We start from the raw sequence: 20,109 nt of genomic DNA on the forward strand, positions 1-20,109 counted from the left end.
CACCCATGCCCATCGCCTATGACGACGCCAACATCTTCGCCCGGATCCTGCGCGGGGAAATCCCCTGCGACAAGGTGGCCGAGAACGACCACGCCCTTGCCTTCCGCGACATCCGCCCGCAGGCCCCCGTGCATGTGCTGGTGGTGCCGAAGGGCCGCTATGTCAGCCTCGACGATTTCGCGGCCAATGCCTCGGACGCGGAAATCGTGGCCTTCACCCGGCTCTGCGCCCAGGTCTGCGCCTCGGAAGGGGTGGGGCTGGCCGAGGGCAACGGCGGCTTCCGCGCCGTCGCCAATACCGGTCCCGACGGCGTGCAGGAGGTGCCGCATTTCCACCTGCACATCATGGGCGGGCGGGTGCTGGGGCCGATGCTGGCCCGGCAGGGCTAGCCCCGCGTCATCTCGACGAAGACGTCTTCCAGGTCGGGCTGTTCGGTCGCCACGTCCAGGATCGGGATGTCGGCGCCGCGCAGCGCGTCCAGCAGCTGGTCGGCCCGGATCCGCGACGGCGGATAGCTGATCGCCAGGCGCCCGTCGCCGCGCCATTCGGGATGCGCCCCCGGGGGCAGCGGCGGAAGGGCGACCCGCCCGCCGGTGTCCAGCACCAGCGTCTTGCCGTCGGCGCGCGACAGCAGGCTGCGGGTGTCCTGCCGCACGACCAGTTCGCCGTGGTTGATGATGGCGATCTCGTCGCACATCTGTTCGGCTTCCTCGAGGTAATGCGTGGTCAGGATGATGGTCATGCCCTGGCGGTTCAGCGCGCGCACGTTCTGCCACAGCATCTCGCGCAGGGTGATGTCCACGCCCGCCGTGGGTTCGTCCAGAACCAGGATCTGCGGGCGATGCACCAGCGCCTTGGCCAGCAGCAGCCGCCGCCGCATCCCGCCCGACAGGTTGCGGGCATAGGCGTTGGCCTGGTCGGTCAGGCCCACCAGTTCCAGCAGTTCATCCGTCCAGCGTTCGCGCCTGGGCACCCCATAGAGGCCCGCCTGCACCTCCAGGCTGGCGCGGGGGCTGAAGAACGGGTCCATGTTCAGTTCCTGCGGCATCACCCCGATGGCCGCACGCGACTGGCGCGGGTTCACGTCCTGGTCGAAGCCCCAGATGGTGACGCCGCCGGCCGTCTTGTTCACCAGCCCCGCCAGGATGTTGATCATGGTGGACTTGCCGGCGCCGTTGGGGCCCAGCAGCCCGAAGATGCTGCCCGCGGGGATGGACAGGTCGATCCCCTTCAGGGCGTGCTTGGCGGGGGCCGATCCCTGGGCGGCATAGGTCTTTTGCAACCCGGCGATCTCGATGGCGTTTGGCATGGGTCTGATTCCCCGGACGGCTTGCGAAGGCAGGCAGCGCTGCGGTATCAGGCCTTAGACCAGAGGACGCCCGCCGCCACAAGAAGGCCAGCCATGACACGATACGTGATCCCGGAAAACTCGCTGTCCACGGAACAGACGGATCTGTCCGAACTGAGGCTGCCGCCGCCCGCGACCCAGGTCGTGACCAGCTGGAGGGTGGCCTGCGACGGCGACGACGCCCTGGGCCTCGGCCATCCGCGCGTCTGGCTGGCCATCTCGCCCGAGACGGGCTTCGTCGATTGCGGCTATTGCGACAAGCGATTCGTGATCGACCGCGATCACGCCCACGGCGACGACCACTAGGGTCAGGACCCATAAACCTGTTTGAGGTTGCGCGGGCTACATGATTCAAGCTCCCAAAGATGGGGGCATGAGATGAGCGAGCACTTCTGGCTGACCGAGGCGCAGATGGATCGGTTGCGGCCGTTCTTTCCGAGATCCCGAGGCAAGCCGCGCGTGGATGACCGGCGGGTGTTGAGCGGCATCATCTACGTCAAGAAGAATGGGCTGCAGTGGAAGGACGCTCCTGGCGTCTACGGGCCGCCGAAGACGCTCTACAACCGGTTCGTACGCTGGTCGCGCCTGGGTGTGTTTGCCCGGATCTTTGTCGAGCTTGCACGCCCGGGGCCGGATGGCGATGTCATCATGATCGACAGCACGCACCTCAAGGCTCACCGGACGGCGGCAAGCCTCTCAAAGGGGGACTCGGCCGCGGGCCATCGGGCGGACCAAAGGCGGCCTGAACTCGAAGCTGCATATGATCTGCGACGGGCTGGGGCGGCCGCTGACCTTCTTCCTGTCACCCGGACAGATGAGCGACGCCAAAGGTGCGCTGGCCCTGCTGCGTGATCTGCCTCCCGCCAGGACGCTGTTGGCCGACAAAGGCTATGACGCCGACTGGTTCCGTCAGGCGCTTGAGGACAGGGGGATCGCAGCTTGCATCCCGGCCCGGCGTGGGCGCCGAAACCCTGCCAGCCACGACCGCAAGCTCTACAGGCAGCGCCACCGGATCGAGAACCTCTTTGCCCGTCTCAAGGACTGGCGCCGCATCGCGACCCGCTATGACAGATGCGGCGAGCTCTTCCTCTCCGCCATCTGCATCGCCGCAACCGTCATGTTCTGGTTGTGAGTCCTGACCCTAGGACCTGCCGGATCCGGCGGCCTTCGCCGCCCGGCAGCGGTCGGAACAATAGCGGACCCGGTCCCAGTCCGGCGCCCATCTGCGGCGCCAGGCGAAGGGGCGCCCGCAGCAGGCGCAGATCTTGCGGGGCAGGTCGCCCTTGCGAACCATCCTCGGCATCGCCACCTCTTGCCTTCCGTCCCAGGCGCGCGTCTGGAAACCCGGGCGCGATCGTGCCAGAACCGGGGCGGAACGGAAAGGAACATCGCCATGAGCGACGGCTTCGGCAAGGGCTGCCACCTGCACCTGATCGACGGATCGGCCTTCATCTTCCGGGCCTATCACGCCTTGCCGCCGCTGACGCGCAAATCGGACGGCCTGCCGGTGGGCGCGGTCGCCGGTTTCTGCAACATGCTGTGGAAATACGTCACCGACGAACGGGGCCACGATGCCCCGACCCATGCGGCGGTGATCTTCGACCATTCGTCCAAGACCTTCCGCAACGACATCTACAACGCCTACAAGGCCAACCGCCCCGAACCGCCCGAGGATCTGCGCCCGCAGTTCCCGCTGACCCGCGACGCCACGCGCGCCTTCAACATCGCCTGCATCGAAACGCAAGGCTACGAGGCCGACGACATCATCGCCGCCCTGGCCTGCAAGGCGCGCGATGCGGGTGGGACCGTCACGATCATCAGCAGCGACAAGGACCTGATGCAGCTTGTCGGCGACGGCGTGCAGATGCTGGATCCGATCAAGGGCAAGCCCATCGACCGCGACGAGGTGTTCGCCAAGTTCGGCGTCTGGCCCGACCGGGTCGTGGACGTGCAGGCGCTTGCGGGCGATGCGGTGGACAACGTGCCCGGCGCGCCGGGCATCGGCATCAAGACCGCCGCGCAACTGATCACCGAATACGGCGATCTGGAAACCCTGCTGGCGCGGGCCGAGGAAATCAAGCAGCCCAAGCGCCGCCAGACCCTGATCGACCATGCCGACCAGATCCGCGTCTCGAAGCGGCTGGTGGAACTGGACTGCAACACGCCCCTGGACTTCACGCTGGAAAGCCTCGAGGTGAAGGCCCCGCACGCGCCCACCCTGCTGGCCTTCCTGTCCGAGATGGAGTTCCGCACCCTGACCGCCCGTGTGGCCGAGCGCCTGGGGGCCGAGGCCCCGCCCGTTGTGTCCGCCCCGGTTCGCGAGGCCCCGGCGGCCCCGGATCTGCCGCCCATCGACCGCGGCCTTTACGAAACCGTCACCACGCGCGACGGGCTGGACCGCTGGATCCGGATGATCCGCGACGCGGGCCAAGTCGCCATCGACACCGAGACCACCGGGCTTGACGAGATGCAGGCCGATCTGGCGGGGATCTGCCTGGCCGTGGCGCCGGGACAGGCCTGCTATATTCCCGTGGGCCATGTCGCGGGCGGCGATGACCTGTTTGGCCAGACCGCCCCGGTCGCGGGCCAGTTGCCGCTGGCCGAGGTGCTGGCGGCGCTGAAGCCGCTGCTGGAGGAGCCGTCGATCCTGAAGATCGGCCAGAACCTCAAATACGACTGGAAGATGCTGGCGCGCCACGGCATCCGCATGACGCCGCTGGCCGACACCATGCTGATGTCCTATGCGCTGAACGCCGGGACCCACAACCACGGCATCGACGAACTGGCCGAGCGTTACCTGGCCCACCGCTGCATCCCCATCAAGGATCCGATCGGCACCGGCAAGGCGCAGATCAACTTCGCCCAGGTGCCCATCGACAAGGCCGCCCCCTACGCGGCCGAGGATGCCGATGTCACGCTGCGCCTTTACCGGCACTTCGCGCCGCTTCTGCCGGTGGAACGGGTGACCACCACCTACGAGCTGACCGAACGCCCGATCATCCCGGTCCTGGCCGAGATGGAGATGGCGGGCATCCGCATCGACGCCGAGGTGCTGCGCCGCATGTCGGGCGCCTTCGCGCAGAAGATGGCGGCGCTCGAGGACGAGATCTATGCCCTGGCGGGCCAGAAATTCACCATCGGCAGCCCCAAGCAACTGGGCGAGATCCTGTTCGACAAGATGGGCATGACCGGCGGCAAGACCGGCAAGACCGGCGCCTTTTCCACAAGTGCCGACGTGCTGGAGGATCTGGCCGCCGAAGGCCACGACCTGCCGTCGCGGATCCTCGACTGGCGGCAGATCTCGAAGCTGAAATCGACCTATACCGACGCCCTGCCGACCTTCGTCAACCCCGAGACGGGCCGCGTCCACACCAGCTATTCCATCGCCGGCGCGCAGACCGGGCGGCTGGCCTCGACCGATCCAAACCTGCAGAACATCCCCGTGCGGACCGAGGAAGGCCGCCGCATCCGCGAGGCCTTCATCGCCGCCGAGGGCCACCGGCTGGTCAGCCTGGACTACAGCCAGATCGAACTGCGGATCCTCGCCCATGTGGCCGACATCCCGGCGCTGAAGCAGGCCTTCCGCGACGGCATCGACATCCACGCGATGACCGCCAGCCAGATGTTCGGCGTTCCCGTCGAAGGCATGGATCCGATGATCCGCCGCCGCGCCAAGGCGATCAACTTCGGCGTGATCTACGGCATCTCCAGTTTCGGGCTGTCGCGCAACCTGCGCATCCCGCGCGCCGAGGCGCAGGACTTCATCGACACCTATTTCCGCCGGTTCCCGGAAATCCGCGCCTACATGGACCGCACGCTCGCCGATGCAAGGGCCGACGGGTCGGTGCGCACCCTGTTCGGGCGGCGCATCAACACGCCGGGCATCAACCAGTCCGGCCCCGCGGCGGGCGGGGCGCGGCGCGCGGCGATCAACGCGCCGATCCAGGGGGCCGCCGCCGACATCATCCGCCGCGCGATGATCCGGATGCCCGCAGCCATCGCCCATCTGCCCGCGCGGATGCTGCTGCAGGTCCATGACGAACTGGTGTTCGAGGTGCGCGAGGATGCCGTGGACGAGCTGATCACCGCTGCCCGCGCGGTGATGGAGGGCGCGGCCGACCCGGCGGTGAAGCTGTCGGTGCCGCTGGTCGTCGATGCCGGGGCCGGCGCGAACTGGGCCGAGGCGCATTGATGGGCCACGGCCACGGCCATTCCCACAGCGGTTCGCACGGCCATTCGCACGGGCACGGTCATCACCATCACGGCCACGGCCACGGCGACGCGGCGATCGGCTGGGCGGTGGCGGTCAATCTTGCGCTGACCGCGGCCCAGATCGTCGGCGGCTACATGGCCGATCTCGACCGCCCTGATCGCCGACGGCATCCACAACCTGTCCGACGCCCTCGCGCTGCTGCTGGCCTTCGGCGCGCGCAGGCTGGCGCGCCGGGCAGCCACCCCCGACTGGTCCTATGGCTGGGGCCGGGCGGAAATCGTCGCGGCCTTCGTCAATTACCTGGCGCTGATCGCCCTGTCGGTCTGGCTGGCCGTCGAGGCCTTCGGCCGCCTGTCCGACCCGCCCCAGGTCGCGGCCGGGCTGGTCATGGGGCTGGCCACCTTCGCCCTGATCGTGGACCTTGCCACCGCCGCGCTTGTCTGGCGCGCGGCCAGGGACAGTTCCAATATCCGCGCGGCCTTCCTGCACAACCTGGCCGATGCGGGGGTTTCGGTCGCCGTCATCCTGGGCGGCGCGCTGATCTGGGCCTTCGGCTGGTATGGCGCCGACCCCATCCTGACCCTGGGGATCTCCGCCGTCATCCTGTGGCATATCGGCAGGGAAATCGGCCCGGTCTTCCGCACCCTGATGCTGGCCGCGCCCCGGGGCAGCGACCCTGGCGCGGTGCTGACGGCCCTGCGCGCCCTGCCCGGCGTCAGCGACGCCCATCATCTGCACCTGTGGCAGATCGACGAACGGCGCGCCGCGGCATCCGTGCATCTGATCGTCGGCCAGGGCGACCCCTTTGCCGTCACCCGCGCGGCCCGAGAGATGCTGACCCACCGCTTCGGCATCGTCCACGCCACTATCGAGATCGATCCGCCCCAGGGCCGTGCCGACAGCAGGGGGCACCACCACCACTAACGACCGCGCCGGATCTTTCTGTCACACCGCCGGGGAATGGCTGCTGGGCGCGGCCATGTAGGCGTCCAGCATGTTGGCCACCATGCGCGTCAGAGGGCGGCCTTCGGGGGTGATGCGCAGGCCCCAGGGGCCAACCTCGACCATGTTGCCGAACTGCCCGACCACCGGGTCGAAGACCTGCTGCAACTGCGCCGGCGTCAGGCCGTAGGCCAGCATCATCTCGGCCGCGTCGATGGCGAAGTCGCACATCAGTTGCTCGATCATCCGGCCGCGCCAGCGGTCCTCGGGGGTGAAGGCATGGCCGCGGGCGACGGGCAGCCGCCCTTCGCGCACCGCGGCCGTATAGGCCCCGGTCGCGGGCGCGTTCTGCGCGTAACCCTGCGGGAAGCGGGAAATCGAGGAGGCGCCGATCCCCAGCAGGACGTCGGCCGCGTCGTCCGTATAGCCCTGGAAGTTGCGCCGCAGCCTGCCCGCCCGCTGCGCCAGCGCGAGCCCGTCGCCGGGGCGGGCGAAATGGTCGATGCCGATCCCGGCATAGCCATCGGCCAGGAACAGGTCGCGCGCGGTGTCGAACAGGGTCAGCCGATCCTCGTTGCCGGGCAGGGCGTCCTCGGGGATCATCACCTGGCGCCGGGACATCCAGGGCACATGGGCATAGCCGTAAAGCGCCACCCGGTCCGGCGACAGGGCCAGAAGCTTCTGCACCGTCTCGGACATCCGCGCGGGGTCCTGATGCGGCAAGCCATACAGGATGTCGGCGTTCAGGCTGGCGACGCCGTGGCTGCGGATCAGATCGACCGCCTGGCCGGTCAGGTCGAAGGACTGACGGCGGCCGATGGCGTCCTGGATCTTCGGGTCGAAGTCCTGGACGCCGACCGAGGCGCGATTCATCCCCGCCGCGGCAAGCGCCGCCATGCGCGGGGCGTCGATTTCCGAGGGGTCGATCTCGACGGAAAACTCGGCCCCCTCGGCCATCGGCGCCACGGCGAAGATCGCTTCGGCCAGGCGGCGCATCTGGTCGGCCGGCAGAAGCGTGGGCGTTCCGCCGCCCCAGTGCAGGCGCTGCAGCCGCACACCGCGCGGCAGGTGGCGGCCCAGCAGCGCCAGTTCGGCCAGCACCGTGTCCACATAGACGATGACCGGATCCAGCGTTCTGGTGCCCTGGGTCCGGCAGGCGCAGAACCAGCACAGCCTGCGGCAAAACGGCATGTGCAGATACAGCGAGATCGCCGCGCCCTCGGCTATGGAATCCAGCCATTCCGGGACCATATTGGCTTGCATGCCTGGTTTGAATTGTGTTGCGGGGGGATAGCTCGTGTAGCGCGGGACGCGCGAATCGAACAGGCCCAGCCGCTTGAGTTGCGAAACATTGCTCATGCCGGTAGGATTGAATGACAACGCGCGAGAATACCTTGACCCAGATCAACCAGAAATCCCCTGCTCAGGACGATGGGGAGCGCTGCGGGAATTGCCCGATCCGGTACCGCGCAGTCTGCGCGCATTGCGAGACGGACGAGCTTGCGCTGCTGGAAGGCATGAAGTTCTACCGCGCCTTCGAGCCGGGCCAGCCCATCGTCTGGGAGGGCGACCGGATGGAGTTCGTGGGCTCTGTCGTCAGCGGCGTGGCGTCCCTGACCCAGACGCTGGAGGACGGGCGCACGCAGATGGTGGGCCTTCTGCTGCCCAGCGATTTCCTGGGCCGCCCCAGCCGCGACATCGCCGCCTATAACGCCGCGGCCGCCACGAAGGTCGTGATGTGCTGCTTCCGGCGCAAGCCCTTCGAGCAGATGATGCGCACCACCCCCCATGTCGCCCACCGGCTGCTGGAAATGACCCTGGACGAGCTGGACGCGGCGCGCGAATGGATGCTGCTTCTGGGCCGCAAGACCGCGCGGGAAAAGATCGCCTCGTTCATCGCCATCATCGCCCGCCGCGAGGCGGCGCTGCAAAAGCGCGAGCCGGGCGGGAAAATGCGCCTCGACCTGCCCCTGACGCGCGAGGCGATGGCCGATTACCTGGGTCTGACCCTGGAAACCGTCAGCCGCCAGGTCAGCGCCCTGAAGCGCGACGGGGTGATCGAACTGGCCGGCAAGCGGACCGTCATCCTGCCCGATTTCGCCCGCCTGGTCGATGAATCGGGCGACGATTCGGACGGCGGCTATCTGAGCTGAAGCCAGTCTTCGGGGATCGCGGGCGTCGCGGCGACCAGTGAACGGGTCGGATCGTGCCGGGGCGCGTCGATGATCCGGTCCGGCGGGCCTTCCTCGACGATGCGGCCCTGGTGCATCACCAGGATCCGGTCGGCCATGCCGCGCACCACCGACAGGTCGTGGCTGATGAACAGGTAGGACAGCCCGTGATCGGCCTGCAGGCGGGCCAGAAGGTCCAGCACCTGCGCGCGAACCCGCACGTCAAGCGCGCTCACGGCCTCGTCCAGGACGATCAGGGCGGGCCTGATGATCAGCGCGCGGGCGATGGCCAGCCGCTGCCGCTGGCCGCCGCTGAATTCGTGGATGAACCTGCGGGCGTCGCCGGGCCGCAGGCCGACCTCGGCCAGGGCGTCGGCCACACGGCCCCGCCAGTCGGGCGGCCGGCCGGTCAGGTGGAAGGGCTCGGCCAGCAGGCGGTCGACGCGCCAGCGGGGGTCGAAGCTGCCGAAGGGATCCTGAAATACCGCCTGCATCCGCGCCCGCAGGCCGCGCGGCATCCGCTGGCCGGCGGCCACGGCCTGCCCGTCCAGGGTGATGCGGCCGCCCTGCAAGGGCTCCAGCCCCAGGATCGCCCGCGCCAGCGTGGACTTGCCGCAGCCCGATTGGCCCACCAGACCGACGCTTTCACCGCGCCCGATGGCCAGGCTGATCCCGTCCAGCGCGCGCAGCGCCCCCTCGACCGTGCGATAGTCGCGCACCGCCCCCGTCACCTGCACCAGCGGTTCCGGCGCAAGCGCCCGCCCGGGCCGGACGGGACGGTGGCGCGAGGCCGCGAAAAGCTGGCGGGTATAGGCGTGGCTGCGGCTGCGAAACAGCGCCTCGGTCGGGCCTTCCTCGACGATCCGGCCCGCCTGCATCACCGCCACGCGGTCGGCCAGGCCCGCGACCACCGCCAGGTTGTGGGTGATCAGCAGCAGGGCCATGCCCTCGTCCCGCACCAGATCCTTCAGCAGATCCAGGATCCGGGCCTGGGTGGTGACATCCAGCGCCGTCGTCGGTTCGTCCGCGATCAGCAGATCGGGCCGCAGCGCGACGGCAAGGGCAATGGCCACCCGCTGACGCTGCCCGCCCGACAGTTCGTGCGGATAAAGCGTCAGGGGAAAGCGGGGGCGGGCAGGCCCACGCGGTCCAGCCGTTCCCGGGCCAGGGCCAGGGCAGCGCGGCGGTCCAGGCCGCGGTGCAGGACCAGCCCCTCGGCCACCTGATCGCCGATGGTCATCAGCGGGTTCAGCGCGGTCATCGGCTCTTGGAAGATCATGCCGATGCGCGCGCCCCTGATGCGGCACAACTGCCGTTCCGGCAGCGCCAGCAGGTCGCGCCCGTCCAGCATCACCTGCCCGGACGCCCGCGCCCGCCGCGGCAGAAGCCCCATCACCGCAAGCGCGGTCATCGACTTGCCGCTGCCCGATTCGCCCACCAGACCCGTCACCCGCCCCGGCGCCAGATCCAGCGACAGCCCCTGCAGCACCGGCCGCCCGTCAAGCGCCACCGACAGATCCGCGACGCGGATCACCGCATCACCCGCAGCCGCGGATCCAGCGCGTCGCGCAGCCCGTCGCCCAGCAGGTTCAGCCCCAGCACCGTCAGCACGATGCACAGACCCGGGATGATCGCGACATGCGGGGCCAGCATGGCCATGGTCTGCGCCTCGGCCAGCATCCGGCCCCAGCTTGGGGTGGGCGGCTGCGCGCCCAGGCCCACATAGGACAGCCCGGTTTCCGCCAGGATCCCCAGGCTGAACTGGATGGTGGCCTGGACGACCAGAAGGCCGGCGATGTTGGGCAGGACGTGCTGCAGGCTGATGAGTCCCGCGCCCTTGCCAGCCACGCGCGCCGCGCGGACGTAATCCAGCACCCAGATGGGCAGGGCGGCACCCCGCGTGACGCGGGCGAAGACCGGGATGTTGAAGATGCCGATGGCGATGATGGCGTTGGTGGCCGAGGGCCCCAGCACCGCCGTGATCAGGATTGCGATGACCAGCGAGGGGAAGGCGAAGATCAGGTCGTTGCCGCGCATCGCCACCTCGTCCAGCCAGGTGCCGCGCTGGGCGGCCGCCAGCAGCCCCAGCGGCACGCCCAGCCCCATGCCGATGGCCACCGCCACCAGCGCCACCGCCAGCGAGGTCTGCGCCCCCAGCATCGCCATCGACAGGATGTCGCGGCCCAGATGATCGGTGCCGAACCAGTGCGCCCCCGAGGGCGGCATCAGCTTCTGCCCGATGGCAAGCCGGGCGATGTCATGGGGCGTCCAGAATGCCGAGACGACCGCCGCCAGCAGCGCCAGCCCGGCAAGGGCGCAGCCGAGGGCCAGGCCGATCCTCATGCGCGGCGCAGCCGGGGATCGACCGCCGCATAGGCCAGATCGACCAGGAAGGTCACCGCGATCACCGCCGCGACCAGCACCAGCACCGCCGACTGCACCACGATCAGGTCGCGCTGCGTGATCGCCTGGAAGATCATCCGGCCTAGGCCCGGAAGATAGAACACGTTCTCGATGATGATCGCGCCGGCCAGCAGGAAGCTGAACTGCATCCCCAGGATCGTCAGCACCGGGATCAGCGCGTTGCGCAGGGCATGGCGGCGCAGCGCCTGCGCGGCGCTGAGGCCCTTGGCGCGGGCGGTGCGGATGTAGTCCTGGCCCATCGTCTCGACCAGCGCCGAGCGCAGCACCCGGGCCAGGATCGCGGCCTGCGGCAGCGCCAGCGCCACCGCGGGCAGGATCAGCGAACGCAGCGCCGCGGCGGGATCGGACCATCCGGGAAAGCCGCCGGCGGGCAACCATCGCAGGCGCACGGCAAAGACCAGCACCAGCAGCATCGCCAGCCAGAAGTTGGGCAGCGCCACGCCCAGATGCGCCGCGCCCATCGCCAGTCCGTCGCCCGCCCGCCCCTGGCGTCCGGCTGCGTAAAGCCCGACCGGCACCGCCACGGCCACCGCCAGCCCCAGCGCCAGCAGCGCCAGCGGCAACGAGACCTGCAGCCGGTCCAGGATCATCCCGGCGATGGGCGTCCTGTAGGTGAAGCTGGTGCCGAAATCACCCTGCAGCAGCGCCGCCGCCCAGGCCGAATAGCGCAGCGGCAGGGGCCGATCCAGGCCAAGCTGGTCGCGCAGCGCCGCCACCGTCTCGGGCTGGGCGCCGGTGCCCAGCATGAAGCTGGCCGGATCGCCCGGCACCAGCTCCACGATCGAAAAGATCAGGACCGAGGCAGCCAGCAGGCTTGCCCCCAGCACCACCAGCCGACGCAGAAGGTATCGCAGCATTCCGCCTTGCTATCCTGCCGCGCCCGGCCGGTAAAGCGGTCAGCCGGCCTCGCCCTGCGGATACCAGTTGGCGATCACCACCAGGCTGCCCGCGCCCGACGCCTCGACCAGGCGGGCGAATTCCTGCACGTCGCTGCCGCGGTGATGATAGGGAAAGACCGACACCGGCCGGAACTCGGCCACCGCATCCGCCGCCTGCTGGACGGTCATCGTGTAGGGCAGGTTCATCGGCAGGAAGGCGACCTCGATGTTCTCGAGCGCGCGCATCTCGGGCGTGTCCTCGGTGTCGCCGGCGATATAGAACCGCTTGCCGCCGATGGTCAGCACATAGCCGTTGTCGCGGCCCTGGGGGTGGTACTGCTGGCGTTCGGGGGTGGTGTTGTAGGCGGGCACAGCCTCGACCAGCATCCCGATGGCCTGCGCCTGATCGCCATTGGCCATGGCGGTGGCGCGCGCCTGCATCGGCGCCGGCAGCATCGCATGGACCGCCGGGTTGGCGATGATGGCGACCTCGGGAAGGGCCTGCAGCGTCGGCAGGTCGAAATGGTCGCTGTGTTCATGGGTGATCAGGATCAAGGCGGGCTGGGGCTGGCCCTGGAATGCCTCGGCGCCGCCGACCGGATCGACATAGATCACCCCGCCCGGCGTCTCGACCACCATCGAGGCATGGCCGACCGGGTGAAACACCACCTGCCCCCCTCGACCGGGAAGGAAAACGAGGTGGGGGTTTCGGTCTGGGCCAGGGACAGGCGCGGCATGATGGCGGCGGCGCTGGCGGCCAGGCCCAGGATCAGGCTGGTGCGGCGGGTCAGGATCATCAGGGTTCTCCGGGAACGCAAAAGGGAACGCGACATGGGGGATGCCGGTTGAACACCATTGCCGCCCCGCGGGTTCCCCCGAACCCCGGGGATCGGCGGCATCATGCGACAGGCAGGAACCGGACGACCATGACCCATCTGTGGCTGCGGGCCGAAAGCCGCCCCAACGAGAACCGCGCGGGCCTCGCCCCCGAGGGCGCGGCGGCGCTGATCGCCCGCGGCATGACCGTCACCGTCGAGGACAGCCCCCACCGGGTCTTTCCGACCCAGGATTATGCCCGGGCCGGCGCCACCATCGCCCCTGCGGGAAGCTGGCCCACCGCGCCCGACGACGCGATCATCTTCGGGCTGAAGGAACTGCCCGACGACGGCACCCCGCTGCGCCACCGCCACGTCATGTTCGGCCATGCCTACAAGGGCCAGGCGGCGGGGCAGGCCCTGCTGCGGCGGTTCCGCGCCGGGGGCGGGCGGCTTTACGATCTGGAATACCTGACGGACGAGGACGGGCGGCGTCTGGCGGCCTTCGGCTACTGGGCGGGCTATGCGGGGGCCGCAGTCACGCTGAAGGCCTGGGCCGCCCAGCAGCGCGGCGGCATCTGCGGCCCCGTCCAGGCCCATGCGGACCGGGACGCGCTTCTGGACGACCTGCGGGCGCGGCTTGACGCCACCGGCCGGCCGCGCCCCCACGCCCTGGTGATCGGTGCGAAGGGCCGGGTCGGCACCGGCGCGGCCGACCTGCTGGTGGCGCTGGGCGTGCCCGTCACCCGCTGGGACATGGCCGAGACCGCACACGGCGGCCCCTTCCCCGAGGTTCTGGTCCATGACCTGTTCCTCAACGCGATCCTGGCCCGCCCCGGGGCGCCGGTCTTCGTCCCGGCGGGCGCGGTGGCGCCCGGCCGGCGCCTGACCGTCATCGGCGACCTGGCCTGCGATCCGACCAGCGCGTTTTCCCCGATCAAGGTCTATGACCGCACGACCACCTGGGATCGGCCGGTCCTGCGCGTGGCCGAGGATCCGCCGCTGGACGTGATGGCCATCGACAACCTGCCCTCGATGCTGCCGTGCGAAAGTTCCCAGGATTTCGCCCGGCAACTGCTGCCGGTGCTGTTGGAACTGGACCGGATCGACGACGGCGCCTGGGGCCGCGCCGGGGCGTTGTTCGACAGCCACGCGCCAGCCCTGCCCGCGTCCTGACGGGGACGTGATGCAGGCGTGAAGGCCGGTGGCGGAACGCCTGCGGCCAGGCGGATGTTCCGCCAGGGATCCCGACCGTCAATCGAGAGGCCCCCATGATGTCTGCGACCCGCTCCGCCACCCCGCTGACCTGCCTGGCCGCATCCGCCCTGCTGGCGGGAACCGCCTCGGCCCAGGATTTCAACGCAGCCCCGCTCAACGCCCCCCACCAGCAGCCCGCCTTCCAGAACCAGACCCGCGCGCCCGCGCTGGAGAGCCGGCCTGCCCTGAGGCAGACGGTGCTGGCCCAGGGGCTGGACCATCCCTGGGGGCTTGCCGAACTGCCGGACGGCAGCTGGCTGGTGACGGAACGGGCCGGCAATCTGCGGCGCGTGGGGGCCGACGGCGCCCTGTCCGATCCGATCGACGGGCTGCCGGAACTGGACACCCGCAAGCAGGGCGGGCTTCTGGATGTGGCGGTGGCCGACGATTTCGCCGAAAGCCGCCGCGTCTGGATCAGCTTTGCCCAGCCGCGCGAGGACGGCAAGACCGCCACCGCCGTCGCCACCGGCACCCTCTCGGCCGATGGCCGCAGCCTGGAGGGGACCCAGGTGATCTGGCAGCAGCAGCCCGCCTGGGATTCGACCATGCATTACGGGTCGGTGCTGATCCACGACCGGCAAGGCGGACTGTTCGTGACCACGGGCGAACGCTCGGTCGAGGATGCGCGCGTCTATGCCCAGAACGTCACGACGACGCTGGGCAAGGTGGTCCGCATCGACCCCCTGACGGGCGAGCCGATGGGCGATCCCGGCGTCGCCCAAGCCCTGCCCGAGATCTGGTCCTGGGGCCATCGCAACATCCAGGGCGCGGCGCTTGACGATCAGGGCCGGCTGTGGACCATCGAACACGGGCCGATGGGCGGCGACGAACTGAACCTGCCCCGGGCGGGCCGCAACTATGGCTGGCCGCGCGTGACCTATGGCCTGGAATACAGCGGCGAGCCGGTGGGCGAGGGTATCACCCGGCTGGAAGGCACCGAGCAGCCGGTCTATTACTGGGACCCCGTCATCGCGCCCGGCCAGATGACCTTCTATGACGGCGAGATGTTCCCGGACTGGCAGGGGGATCTGCTGATCGGCGGGCTGCGGTCCAACGACCTCGTGCGGCTGGAGCTTGAGGACGACCGCGTCACCGGCGAGGCCCGCCACCTCCAAGGCATCGGCCGCGTCCGCGAGGTCGAGGTGGCCAGCGACGGCGCGATCATGCTGCTGACGGACGAGGACAACGGCCGCCTGATCCGCGTGACCCCGGCGGACGGCGGTTCCTGAACCGGCAGGACCGTCCCGCCAGCCACCGGCCAGCGCTGTCCCGTCAGTCCTTGCGGCCGAACAGCCGCTCGATGTCGGAAAGGCGCAGCTTCACCCAGGTCGGACGGCCGTGGTTGCACTGGCCGGACCGGGGCGTCCGCTCCATCTCGCGCAGCAGGGCGTTCATCTCCTCGGCGGTCATGCGGCGGCCCGAACGGACCGATCCGTGACAGGCCATCGACGACAGCACCGCCTCGATCCGTCCGCGCAGCCGGTCGGAGGCGCCCTGGTCGGCCAGATCGTCCAGGATGTCGCGGATCAGGGCGCGGGCGTCCAGCCGCGCCAGCATCGCCGGAACCTCGCGCACGGCGACCGCCCCGCCGCCGAAGGGCTCGACGACCAGGCCAAGCGCCGCCAGATCCGCGGCGATCGCCAGGACGCGGGCCGCATCCGCCTCGGGCAGATCGACGATCTCGGGGATCAGCAGCGCCTGGCGGGCGATGCCTGCCGCGGCGGCCTGCGCCTTCAGCCGTTCATAGACCAGCCGTTCATGCGCCGCATGGGCATCGACGATCACCAGCCCGTCCTCGGTCTGGGCAAGGATGTAGTTTTCGTGGATCTGCGCCCGCGCCGCGCCCAGCGGCGCGGCGGCAGGGTCCTCGGCCGGTTCCTCGGCCCGAGCCGAAGGCGTCTCGGCAAAGCCCGGCATCGGGGCCTGCAGGGCCAGGCCGGCGCCGATCGCCGCGCCCGAGGGGCGAGGCGGCATCGGGAAGGACCGCCCGCCGGCGGGCGTCCGGGATCCGGGGCTGAAGGCCGCCGCCGTCGCGTCCCCCAGCGTGGACGAGGCGCGGTGGCCCGCACCCGCCAGCGCGTGCCGCAGGGCCGCGACCAGCAGGCCGCGCGCCGCCTGCGGATCGCGAAAGCGCACCTCGGCCTTGGCGGGATGGACGTTCACATCCACAAGCTGCGGGTCGCAGGACAGATACAGCACCGCCGCCGGGTGCCGCCCGGGGGCCAGCACGTCCATGTATCCGGCCCGCAGCGCGCCCGTCAGCAGCCTGTCCCGGACCGGGCGGCCGTTGACGTAAAGATGCTGCGCCACCGCCGCGCCCCGCGAATAAGTGGGCAGCGCCGCGAAGCCCGCAAGGCGCAGGCCGTCGCGTTCGGCATCGATGGGGATGCAGTTGTCGATGAAGTCGCGGCCCATGACGCGGGACAGGCGGATCTGCAGCGCGTCGAACAGTTGTCCCTGTTCGGCATCGGCCCGAAAGATCTCCTTGCCGTCGGCGCCCAGGGTGAAGCCCACGAAGGGTTCCGCCATCGCCAGGCGGCGCACGCAATCGGCCACCGCCAGGGTCTCGGCCCGGTCGCCGCGCAGGAACTTCAGCCGCGCCGGGGTGGCGAAGAACAGGTCGCGCAGTTCGACGATGGTGCCGGGATTGGCCGCCGAAGGGCGCACCGCGGTCATCCTGCCGCCCGCGACCGCGATCGTCGCCCCCTCGGCGCCCCGCATCCGCGAGGTGATCGTCAGCCGCCCCACCGCCCCCAGAGAGGGCAGCGCCTCGCCGCGGAACCCGAAGCTGCGGATCGCCAGAAGATCGGTGCCGTCGATCTTGCTGGTGGCGTGGCGCGACAAGGCCAGCGGCAGATCCTCGGGGGCCATGCCGCAGCCGTCGTCGCAGACGCGGATCAGCCGCCGGCCGCCGTCCTCGATGGCGATGTCGATGCGCCTCGCCCCGGCATCGAGCGCGTTTTCGACCAGTTCCTTGACCGCCGAGGCCGGGCGCTCGACCACCTCTCCGGCGGCGATGCGGTTGGCCGTCGCCTCGTCCAGTTGACGGATCACGGGCCGGATATGGGGGGCCTGGCTGTTCATGCACCCATATCTAGCAGGCCCAGCGCGGCGGGGCCAGAGATTCCCTGACCGGCGACGGCCCCAGGGCGGGGGCGCCACCGCCGGAGGGCCGAGGTTCAGTTCACAGGTTCGGCCCGAGCCTGGTCGGTCGGGGCGATCCCCTCGGGCCGGCCGACCAGGACGAAGCGCAGGGCGTCGGCGTCCAGCAGGCGCCCCGCGACGCGGCTGACATCCTCGGCGGTAACGGCCTCGACCTTGTCGTTGCGGGTGTTCACATAGTCGATGGGAAAGCCGATCAGCTGCATCCCGGCCAGGATGCCCGCGATCTTGCCGTTCCCGTCGAAGCGCAGCGGATATTCGCCGGTCAGGTAGGTCTTGGCGTCCTGCAGTTCCCGGTCGGTGACGCCTTCGCGGGCCATGCGGTCCCATTCCTGCCGGATCAGGTCCACGGCCTGCCGGGTGGTGGCGTTCGAGCCCGCCATCCCGCCCTGCCAGGTCTGGCCATAGAGCCCGGTCGCCAGCGTCGTGCCGACGCCATAGGTCAGGCCGCGCTTTTCGCGGAGCTCCTCCATCAGGCGCGAACTGAAGCCGCCGCCGCCCAGGATGTGGTTGGCCACATAGGCCGCGAAATAGTCGGGGTCGTCGATGGCGATGCCGGGGCCGGCGAAGCTGACCACGGTCTGCGGGCTGTCCCAGTCGATCACGGTGACGCCGCCGGTCAGTTGCAGCTCCGCGGGTTCCGGCAGGGGCGCGGTGCCCTGTTCGGGCAACCCGCCCAGCACCGTGTCCAGAAGCCGACCCAGCTCCTCGGGCGAGATGTCGCCCGCGGCGCCCACCACCACGCGGTCGCGGGCCAGGACGCGGTTCTTGGCCGCCACCAGATCCTGCCGCGTCAGCGAGGCCACCGACTCCAGCGTGCCGTTGATCGAGCTTCCGTAGGGATGATCGCCCCAGGCCTGGCGCGCCATTTCCTTGGCGGCGATGGATTGCGGGTCGGTCGCCTCGGCCCGGATGACCGACTGGACCTGCGCGCGGACGCGTTCCACCGCGTCGTCGTCGAAGCGCGGGGTGGTCAGCGCCTCGGCCAGAAGCGCCGCGGCCTCGTCGCGGTTCTCGGTCAGGGCGCGCATCCCGACGGTCAGGGAATCGTCGCCGACGTCAAAGGAAAACTGCGCGCCCAGATCCTCGACCGCCTGGGCGAAGGCCACGGAGTTGCGGCTGCCGGCGCCTTCCTCCAGCGTTCCGGTCATCAGGTTGATGGCGCCGCGCTTGCCTTCCGGGTCCAGGCTGGCGCCGCCCTTGAAGGAAAACTGCACGGCCACGAAGGGGATGGTCTCGTCCTCGACCAGCCAGGCCTTGATCCCGCCGGGCGATGTGACCTCCTGGATGTCGATGGCATGGGCCGGGACCGCCAGGACGGCCAGGAACAGGGCGACGGCGGCACGGATCATCCTTGCACCTCGGGGCTGGGGGCTTGACTGGGGGCGGGGCCGGGGGCGGGCGCGGCGGCATCGGCAGGGATGGCCGCCGGGGCGGGCAGCGCCTCGGCGGCGGCCTGCGCGCCTTCGGCCGGCGGCGGCGCGGGCAGCAGCCAGCCGGTGACCGATGCCTCGCGGCCCAACACCTTGCGGGCGGCGGCCATCACGTCATCGGCCGTGACCGAGGCCAGGATGTCGGGCCAGGCCGCCACATCCTCGACCGAAAGGCCGGTCGCAAGACCCTGCCCATAGTCGTAGGCCCGGCCATGCGCCGAATCGAGCGCATAGACCCGCGCCGCCTCGATCCGGGTCTTGACCCGCTCGAGATCGGCCGCATCGGGGCCGCTTTCCAGAAAGCCGGCCAGCACCCGGTCCAGTTCGGCCTCGGCTTCCTCGGGGGTCATGTCGGCGGCGGGCACCAGAGAGATGGCGAAGCTGGTCGGATCCACCGCAAAGCCGTCATAGCCCGCGCCGACCCACAGCGCGCTTCCCTTCATCGCCAGTTCCCGGCCCAGGATCGAGGTCTGCATCGACCCGCCCAGCAGTTCGGCCAGAACCGTCAGGGCGGCGGCCTCCTTCTGGTCGCCGGGGTTGCGTTCCGGGGCCAGGTAGCTGCGCGTCATCACCGGCTGGGGCACGCGGGGGTCGGTCATCTCCATCCGGCGGGGCGCCCGCTGGGTGGGCTCCTGCGGACGGATCCGCGGCGCGGCCTCGCCCTTGGCGGGGATCGGGCCGTAATACGTCTCGGCCAGCTCGCGCGCCTCCTCGGGGGTCACGTCGCCCGCCAGGATCAGGATCGCCTCGTTCGGGGAATAGTGGTCGTCATACCAGGCCAGCGCATCCTCGCGCGTCAGCCCCTCCATCTCGGTGCGCCAGCCGATCACCGGGCGGCCGTAGGGGTGGTTGTAGAACTGCGTGGCGTTGCGCTCCTCGGCGAACAGCGATCCGGGATCGCTGTCCACCCGCTGGGCGCGTTCCTCCAGCACCACCTGGCGTTCGGCCTGCCAGTCGTCCTCGCCGATGCGCAGGTTGGCCATGCGGTCGGCCTCCATCTCCATCACCAGGGGCAGCCGGTCCGAGGCGATGCGCTGGAAATAGGCGGTGTAGTCGTAGCTGGTGAAGGCGTTGTCCATGCCGCCATTGGCGGTCACGGTCTTGGACAGCTCGCCCGGTTCCAGCTTCTCGGTGCCCTTGAACATCAGGTGTTCCAGGTAGTGCGCGATGCCGGACTTGCCCGGCGGCTCGTCCGCGGATCCGATCCGGTACCAGACCATCTGCACCACGACCGGGGCGCGGTGGTCCTCGATCACCACGGTCTCCAGCCCGTTGGGTAGGGTGAAATGGGTGATCCCTTCGGGCAGATCCGCCCGCGCGGGCAGCGCGCCAACAGTCAGCGTCAGAAGCACGGGCAGCGTGAGAAGCGAGGGCAGCGTGAGAAGCGAGGGCAGCGCGGGAATCGCGGGCAGGGTCTGTCGCGGCATGGGGCAAACCTCCTTGGTCAGGGGAAAATCTGACCCGCG

Annotated in this window: 18 protein-coding genes and 1 pseudogene; 8 read left to right on the plus strand and 11 right to left on the minus strand. The window is 70.0% G+C overall.

The window, feature by feature from the left end:
• Positions 1-5: 5 nt before the first annotated feature.
• Positions 6-389: a histidine triad nucleotide-binding protein gene (locus ACZ1HC_RS07020; protein ID WP_472699346.1), complete on the plus strand. Its 384-nt coding sequence runs from the start codon at positions 6-8 to the stop codon at positions 387-389.
• Here ACZ1HC_RS07020 and ACZ1HC_RS07025 read toward each other — a convergent pair.
• The gene (locus ACZ1HC_RS07025) at positions 386-1,309 is read right to left on the minus strand and encodes an ABC transporter ATP-binding protein (protein ID WP_472699347.1); all 924 of its coding nucleotides are present in this window, start codon (positions 1,307-1,309) and stop codon (positions 386-388) included. The genes ACZ1HC_RS07020 and ACZ1HC_RS07025 overlap by 4 nt on opposite strands.
• Positions 1,310-1,462: 153 nt before the next feature.
• Here ACZ1HC_RS07025 and ACZ1HC_RS07030 point away from each other — a divergent pair, with 153 nt between their 5' ends.
• On the plus strand, positions 1,463-1,654 hold the full coding sequence (locus tag ACZ1HC_RS07030) for a zinc-finger domain-containing protein (RefSeq protein ID WP_472700802.1): 192 nt from the start codon (positions 1,463-1,465) through the stop codon (positions 1,652-1,654).
• 72 nt (positions 1,655-1,726) lie between these two features.
• Positions 1,727-2,480, plus strand: a protein-coding gene (locus ACZ1HC_RS07035; protein WP_472699348.1) for an IS5 family transposase whose coding sequence is annotated in 2 segments (ribosomal slippage) — positions 1,727-2,062 and positions 2,064-2,480 — 753 coding nt in all. Because the reading frame shifts where the segments join, the coding sequence is not laid out codon by codon here.
• Between the two features lie 9 nt (positions 2,481-2,489).
• On the opposite strand, the gene ACZ1HC_RS07040 is transcribed toward ACZ1HC_RS07035, so the two are convergent.
• Entirely contained in the window at positions 2,490-2,651 is a 162-nt protein-coding gene (locus ACZ1HC_RS07040; protein ID WP_472699349.1) for a DUF2256 domain-containing protein, read from the minus strand.
• Positions 2,652-2,741: 90 nt separating this feature from the next.
• Between ACZ1HC_RS07040 and polA the strand changes: the two genes are divergently transcribed.
• Together polA and ACZ1HC_RS07050 are read left to right on the plus strand one after the other, a co-directional pair.
• Positions 2,742-5,540 carry a DNA polymerase I gene (polA, locus tag ACZ1HC_RS07045; RefSeq protein WP_472699350.1) on the plus strand — a complete coding sequence of 933 codons (2,799 nt, stop codon included), beginning with the start codon at positions 2,742-2,744 and terminating at the stop codon, positions 5,538-5,540.
• Between the two features lie 222 nt (positions 5,541-5,762).
• Positions 5,763-6,485: a cation diffusion facilitator family transporter gene (locus tag ACZ1HC_RS07050; RefSeq protein WP_472700803.1), complete on the plus strand. Its 723-nt coding sequence runs from the start codon at positions 5,763-5,765 to the stop codon at positions 6,483-6,485.
• A gap of 21 nt (positions 6,486-6,506) precedes the next feature.
• On the opposite strand, the gene hemN is transcribed toward ACZ1HC_RS07050, so the two are convergent.
• Positions 6,507-7,862 carry an oxygen-independent coproporphyrinogen III oxidase gene (hemN, locus tag ACZ1HC_RS07055; protein ID WP_472699351.1) on the minus strand — a complete coding sequence of 452 codons (1,356 nt, stop codon included), beginning with the start codon at positions 7,860-7,862 and terminating at the stop codon, positions 6,507-6,509.
• 44 nt (positions 7,863-7,906) lie between these two features.
• On the opposite strand from hemN, the gene fnrL reads away from it, so the two are divergent.
• Entirely contained in the window at positions 7,907-8,656 is a 750-nt protein-coding gene (fnrL, locus tag ACZ1HC_RS07060) for a transcriptional regulator FnrL (RefSeq protein WP_472700804.1), read from the plus strand.
• On the opposite strand, the pseudogene ACZ1HC_RS07065 reads toward fnrL, so the two are convergent.
• The 5 genes and pseudogenes from ACZ1HC_RS07065 to ACZ1HC_RS07085 all read right to left on the minus strand — a co-directional run bounded on the left by ACZ1HC_RS07065 (position 8,644) and on the right by ACZ1HC_RS07085 (position 12,773).
• Positions 8,644-10,208, minus strand: a pseudogene (locus tag ACZ1HC_RS07065) (ABC transporter ATP-binding protein). The gene fnrL and the pseudogene ACZ1HC_RS07065 overlap by 13 nt on opposite strands.
• Complete coding sequence (locus ACZ1HC_RS07070) at positions 10,205-11,017, minus strand: ABC transporter permease (RefSeq protein WP_472699352.1); 813 nt, start codon at positions 11,015-11,017, stop codon at positions 10,205-10,207. Before ACZ1HC_RS07070 ends, ACZ1HC_RS07065 begins: the two are co-directional and overlap by 4 nt.
• Positions 11,014-11,955, minus strand: a complete 942-nt coding sequence (locus tag ACZ1HC_RS07075) for an ABC transporter permease (RefSeq protein WP_472699353.1) — start codon at positions 11,953-11,955, stop codon at positions 11,014-11,016. The genes ACZ1HC_RS07070 and ACZ1HC_RS07075 overlap by 4 nt, the downstream gene beginning before the upstream one ends.
• A 39-nt stretch (positions 11,956-11,994) precedes the next feature.
• A complete protein-coding gene (locus ACZ1HC_RS07080; RefSeq protein WP_472699354.1) occupies positions 11,995-12,642 on the minus strand; it encodes an MBL fold metallo-hydrolase in 648 nt (215 codons plus the stop codon).
• Positions 12,588-12,773, minus strand: coding sequence for a hypothetical protein (locus tag ACZ1HC_RS07085; RefSeq protein ID WP_472699355.1), 186 nt, complete (start codon positions 12,771-12,773; stop codon positions 12,588-12,590). Before ACZ1HC_RS07085 ends, ACZ1HC_RS07080 begins: the two co-directional genes overlap by 55 nt.
• A gap of 129 nt (positions 12,774-12,902) precedes the next feature.
• Here ACZ1HC_RS07085 and ACZ1HC_RS07090 point away from each other — a divergent pair, with 129 nt between their 5' ends.
• On the plus strand, positions 12,903-13,967 hold the full coding sequence (locus ACZ1HC_RS07090; protein WP_472699356.1) for a saccharopine dehydrogenase: 1,065 nt from the start codon (positions 12,903-12,905) through the stop codon (positions 13,965-13,967).
• A gap of 98 nt (positions 13,968-14,065) precedes the next feature.
• Positions 14,066-15,277 (plus strand): PQQ-dependent sugar dehydrogenase, encoded by a 1,212-nt coding sequence (locus tag ACZ1HC_RS07095; protein WP_472699357.1) that lies wholly within the window; start codon positions 14,066-14,068, stop codon positions 15,275-15,277.
• 43 nt (positions 15,278-15,320) lie between these two features.
• Here ACZ1HC_RS07095 and mutL read toward each other — a convergent pair whose 3' ends face one another.
• The 3 genes from mutL to ACZ1HC_RS07110 form a co-directional block, all read right to left on the minus strand.
• Positions 15,321-17,132, minus strand: coding sequence for a DNA mismatch repair endonuclease MutL (gene mutL / locus ACZ1HC_RS07100; RefSeq protein WP_472699358.1), 1,812 nt, complete (start codon positions 17,130-17,132; stop codon positions 15,321-15,323).
• Between the two features lie 95 nt (positions 17,133-17,227).
• Positions 17,228-18,562, minus strand: a complete 1,335-nt coding sequence (locus tag ACZ1HC_RS07105) for a M16 family metallopeptidase (RefSeq protein ID WP_472699359.1) — start codon at positions 18,560-18,562, stop codon at positions 17,228-17,230.
• On the minus strand, positions 18,559-20,070 hold the full coding sequence (locus ACZ1HC_RS07110) for a M16 family metallopeptidase (RefSeq protein WP_472699360.1): 1,512 nt from the start codon (positions 20,068-20,070) through the stop codon (positions 18,559-18,561). Before ACZ1HC_RS07110 ends, ACZ1HC_RS07105 begins: the two co-directional genes overlap by 4 nt.
• Positions 20,071-20,109: the final 39 nt, after the last annotated feature.

This window comes from Paracoccus sp. BR5-17 (assembly GCF_055693925.1).